This is a genomic window from Intrasporangium sp., assembly GCF_051961875.1.
Classification (GTDB): Bacteria; Actinomycetota; Actinomycetes; order Actinomycetales; family Dermatophilaceae; genus Intrasporangium_A.
This window is the reverse complement of record NZ_JBQCCV010000022.1, coordinates 1-5,066: the sequence shown is the minus strand read 5'-3', so window position 1 is coordinate 5,066 and position 5,066 is coordinate 1. Positions and strand designations below refer to the sequence as shown.

General features: G+C 72.1%; 4 protein-coding genes. 1 reads left to right on the top strand and 3 read right to left on the bottom strand.

Annotated elements, in window-relative coordinates:
• Positions 1-77: 77 nt before the first annotated feature.
• Positions 78-827 carry an MIP/aquaporin family protein gene (locus ACTHJJ_RS01485; protein WP_440301169.1) on the top strand — a complete coding sequence of 250 codons (750 nt, stop codon included), beginning with the start codon at positions 78-80 and terminating at the stop codon, positions 825-827.
• Positions 828-940: 113 nt separating this feature from the next.
• Here ACTHJJ_RS01485 and ACTHJJ_RS01480 read toward each other — a convergent pair whose 3' ends face one another.
• The 3 genes from ACTHJJ_RS01480 to ACTHJJ_RS01470 all read right to left on the bottom strand — a co-directional run.
• A complete protein-coding gene (locus ACTHJJ_RS01480; RefSeq protein WP_440301168.1) occupies positions 941-1,396 on the bottom strand; it encodes a GtrA family protein in 456 nt (151 codons plus the stop codon).
• Positions 1,393-3,450: a glycosyltransferase family 39 protein gene (locus tag ACTHJJ_RS01475; protein WP_440301167.1), complete on the bottom strand. Its 2,058-nt coding sequence runs from the start codon at positions 3,448-3,450 to the stop codon at positions 1,393-1,395. Before ACTHJJ_RS01475 ends, ACTHJJ_RS01480 begins: the two co-directional genes overlap by 4 nt.
• 92 nt (positions 3,451-3,542) lie before the next feature.
• Positions 3,543-5,066 (bottom strand): ATP-binding protein (locus tag ACTHJJ_RS01470; protein ID WP_440301166.1); only part of this gene is annotated, 1,524 nt, incomplete at its 5' end.

The window sequence follows — 5,066 nt, the reverse complement described above, 5'->3', positions numbered from 1 at the left end:
GCGAGCGCAGCCGCCTTCGCCAGCCGCAGCCACTGGTGAGCGAGGACGCGGCGTCGGAGGGTGGGTAGTGGATTGGTATGACTCCGACCGACCCCGCATCGGCCCCGAGTGAGGAGAAGCCCGAGGACCCACCGCCGCCGCCACTCCCCCGCCGGCTGGTCGCCGAGGCCGTGGGCGCGTGGCTGCTGACGGCGGTCTCGATCGCGCCGGACGTGCTCACCGCGTCGCTCGGCATCCCGGTCCCGGACGCCGTCAAGGCCGTCACCCCCGGCATGACGGTCGCGCTCGTCATCTACGGCCTCGGCGACGTGAGCGGCGCCCACATCAACCCGGCGGTCACGACCGCCTTCGCCCTCCGCCGCGCCTTCCCCTGGAGCCGGGTGCCTGCCTACGTCGCAGCCCAGCTCGTCGGTGCGGTCCTCGCCGCGTGGCTGTTCCGGCTGCGCTTCGGCACGGCCGGCTCGCTGGGGACCAGCAAGCCCCATGTCGACGCCGGGCTGGCCGTCGCGACCGAGGTCATCCTCACGGCCGTCCTTGTCTGTGTCATCCTCAACGTCTCCACCCGGGAGAGCCTGGTCGGGCCCGGCGCTGCACTGCCGGTCGGGATCGCGATCGCCCTCAACGGCCTGATCGCCGGACATCTCACCGGCGCCTCGATGAACCCAGCCCGGTCCCTCGGCCCCGTCTTCGTGAGCGGCGAGTGGCACGCAGCCTGGATCTATGTCGTCGGGCCGCTCCTCGGCGCCGCCCTCGCGAGCCTCATCACGTATGTCGTCCGTGGCGCCTACTCGGCAGAGGAGCAGAAGGCTGCGAAGGGCCGGTCCTGACGTGGCGGCGGCCGCCCGTCCTCGAGCGGTCCGCCACCCCATCGGCCCGACCGATCCGCCACGCATCGGCTTGAGCCGCCGCCGCCTCGCCGGCCGACGACCCTCGACGACCCTCAGGCCCTGGCCCGGAAGATCCACGACCGCATCGCCACGAACCGCCCGGCCGTGGACAGCACGTTGGCCACTGCGACGACGACCGTCTGGGTGAGCGTCGAGGCCCCGGGCACCACCGCGCCGAGCACGCCAAGCGCGGCCGTGGTCGCGGTCCAGGTGATCGCGAAGATGAGGAGGGCCTGGCCGTGGTGCGTCACCAGCCGGTGCCGCCCGACGACCCCGAACGTCCACCACCGGTTCGCCCCGGTGTTGCAGACGGTCGCGATGACGAGCGCGACCCCGTTGGCGAGCTGGCTGCCAAGACCGGCCGTCTCCAGGCCCGCGAAGAGGCCCAGGTGCAGGACGGTCGAGAGGATGCCGACGCCGGCGAAGCGGATCACCTGTCGGCGCAACCCTCCCGGAGCGCCGGCATCGCTGGTCGTCGCCACCACCGGCAGCTGCTGCGAGGTGGTCATGACAGCGGCTGCGTCAGGTCGTAGAACGTCTGGCCGCCGATCTGCACGGGCGTGAAGTGTTCCTGCACCCACGAGGCGATCTGCTGGGCTGCGCCGCTGCCGCTTGTCTGCCCGCCCGGGCCACCACCGAAGCCACCGGCTCCGCCGATGCCTCCCCCACCGAAGCCGCCACCGAAGCCGCCGCGTCTGCCGAAGCCGCTGTCCCGGCCGCTCCCGGCGAAGTAGTGGATCCGTCCCGAGGCGACGTACTGCTCGAACTGCGCCAGGGTCGGCGACGGGTCTGAGCCGTTGAACCCGCCGATGGGCATCACGGGCAGTCCACTGCCGAGCTGGAGCCCGGCCGCGGTCTGCGACCCAACCGCCGCGGCCACCCACCTGTACTGGTCAGCGTTCTGGCTCAGTGCCGCGACGACCGCGGTGCTGGGGGCACTCGCATCGAGCAGGCCACCGGCGCCGCCGCGACCACCGAAGCCTCCCGGCCCGCGTCCGAAACCGGCTGCGCCCGCCGTCGCGGTCGGGCCGGCCACCACGATCGAACCGGTGTGGCCGACGCTCGCGGTCGAGAGGCTGTATGCCGCCGGGCCGGCGAGCGCCGCCACCAGCCCTGCCGCCGCGATGACCGGAACCGCCCTGTGGTCCAGCCAGTTGACGGCCAGCAGCAGCAGGGCCGCCGACATCCCGAGCACGAGGACGAGGAACCGGAGGCCCTCGCCGTAGGCCGTCGTCCCGGACAGGAGGATGAAGCCCCATACGGACGCGGCGGCCAGGGCGACCGCGAGGGTCACCGAACCGACCGACTCGTGGCGGTGGCGCCACACATGGACGCCTCCGATGCCGACCAGCGCGCCGATCGCCGGGGCCAGGGCCACCGTGTAGTACTGGTGGAAGATGCCCGCCATGAACGAGAAGACGAGCATGGTCACGAGCAACCAGCCACCCCAGACGACATAGGCGGCGCGGACGCGGTGGGTCCGCGGCGCACGGCGGAGCAGCCACAGCCCGACCGCGAGCAGCACGAGCGCGCTGGGGATGAGCCACGAGATCTGGTCACCGATGCCAGGGCCGAACATGCGCTGTAGGCCCGTCTCGCCCCAGCCGTTGCCGCCGCCGACCGAGCCGGTCTCGTCGCCGGTCAACCGGCCGAACCCGTTGTGGCCGAAGGTGACCTGGAGGAAGGAGTTCGTCTGGCTTCCACCGATGTAGGGACGCATGCTCGCCGGGACGAGCTCGACGAGGGCCACCCACCAGCCCGTGGAGACGAGGATCGCCCCGACAGCCATGAGCGAGTGGACGATTCGTCGCCGCACCGTTGTCGGCGCAGCGATGAGATAGGCGATGCCCAGGGCCGGCACGACGAGGAACACCTGCAGGGCCTTGGTCAGGAAGCCGAACCCGACGAACACGCCCGCGAGCACGAGCCAGCGTGCCGACGCAGCCTCGATCGCTCGGAGGGTCGCCCACGCCGCGAGTGCCATGAGCAGCGTCAGCAGCGCATCGGGGTTGTTGAAGCGGAACATCAGCGTCGCGACCGGCGTCAGCGCGACGACCGCACCGGCGATCAGCCCGGCGGCCGGGCCGGAGTAGCGCCGCACGGAGGCGTGCACAACCGCGACGGTGCCGACTCCCATCAGCGCCTGCGGCAGCAGGATCGCGAAGGAGCTGAGCCCCAGGGCCCGCACGGACAGTGCCATGACCCACAGCGAGGCCGGCGGCTTGTCGACGGTGATCGAGTTACCCGCGTCCGAGCTACCGAAGAGGAACGCCTCCCAGTTGGTGCTGCCGGCCTGGACCGCGGCGGAGTAGAACGAGTTGGCCCAGCCGCTGGCCGTGAGGTCCCAGGTGTAGAGCACGAGCGTGGCCAGCAGCAGCAGCCACAGCGTGGGTCGCGCCCAGCGAGGGTCGTCCTCCGGCCCCTGCCAGGCTCGGACGAGCCACTCTCGCCGCGCTGCGGAACCACGTCGGGCGCCGGTCCGGTCAGTCGTCGCGCCGCTGCGCTCCAGAGTCGTTGTCACGCGCCCACATTCGCGAGCGCCGCTGTGCCATCCCTGTGACATGACTTTGCCGGGTTGATGAGAAGTGGCCACCCATGGGAGCAGGGCGTATGCCGCGGAGCCGGCTCAGCGACATACCTCGCGGTGGGGACGGCTCAGCAGGCGGGCAGCAAGACCGCGAAGGTCGTGTCGCCGGGACGGCTGTCCAGCTCGACCCGCCCACCGTGGGCGCGCGCCACGGCGGCCACGATGGACAGCCCGAGGCCCGTGCTGCCACCGGCCCTGTTGCGTGCGTCGTCGCCGCGCGCGAAGCGCTGGAAGACGTTCGGCTGCAGCGCTTTTGGCACGCCTGGGCCGTTGTCGTGGACGGCGATCCGGACCCGGTCGCCCTCTCGGCGCACCGACGTCGTCACCATCGTGCCCGGAGGCGTATGAGTGCGGGCGTTGGCGAGGAGGTTGGCGAGCACCTGGTGCAGCCGAGGCTCGTCCCCGGGGACGCAGACCGGCTCGGGCGGCAGGTCGAGGGAGAACGAGTGGTCCGGCGCGGCGGCGTGCGCGTCGCTCACCGCGTTGACGGCGAGCATGGACAGGTCCACCTCGTCACGGTCGAGGGGCCGCCCGGCATCGAGCCGCGCGAGCAGGAGCAGGTCGCTGACGAGGCCGGCCATCCTGTCGGCCTCGCTGCCGATCCGACTGAGGGCGTGGCGGACCGCCTGGGGCACCGGCTCGCGCTCCCGCTGCGACAGCTCGGCGTAGCCCATGATCGAGGCGAGCGGTGTGCGCAGCTCGTGACTCGCGTCCGCGACGAACTGGCGCACACGCTGCTCGCTCTGGTGCCTCGCCGTGAGCGCCTCGTCGACGTGCTCGAGCATCTCGTTGAATGCCGCACCGACCTGGCCCACTTCGGTGTGGGTGTCGGTGTCCTCCGGGGGCACCCGTTCGCCGAGCGCGACCTGGCCCTCGGCGAGGTTGAGCTCCGAGACCCGGCTCGCGGTGGCAGCGACCCGACGGAGGGGCGCGAGGCTTCGACGGACGATCCACGTGCCGACCCCACCGGCGACGAGGATCCCGCCGGCGCCGCAGATGATCGCGATGAGGACCATCCGGTGCACGGTCTCCTCCAGGGGACCGGTCGGCAGTCCGACGACCATGGTGACCGGGACGCCGGTGTTGCCCACCCGTACCAGCGCGCGAGTCGCCATGAGGCGGTAGGTGCCCACGTCGCCCCCCAAATCGAGGGTGGTGCCTTCGCGCCCGATCCCCGCCTGGTTTATCTCGCCCAGCTGGGTCGAGGTCAGGGCGACCCTGTCGTTGTCGCGGGTCGTCGCAAAGCCGGAGTTGACGGAGCCGATGAAGGCCAGCAGTCCCTCGTTGCCGGGCCCCCGATGGCCGTCGTCGCCGTCACCGGGTGTGAACGGCAGCTGCCCCCGCGGGCCGCCCGCCTGCGCGATGGCGGTCGCCAGCTGGTCGTCGACCTGCGAGGTGAGGTAGCGGTCGAGGGCGAAGATGGTGAAGCCGCCCGTGAGCAGCGTGACGACGGTGATGAGGGCGAGCGTCGCGGCGACCAGCTTGGCCAGCAGGGTCCACCGGGACAGCGGCCGGACCTGGGGAAGCCCGTCACGGAAGCGCTGCCACCGCGAGCGCCGGTCCGCGTCCGGTTCGGGCGTCGGGGGCTGCTC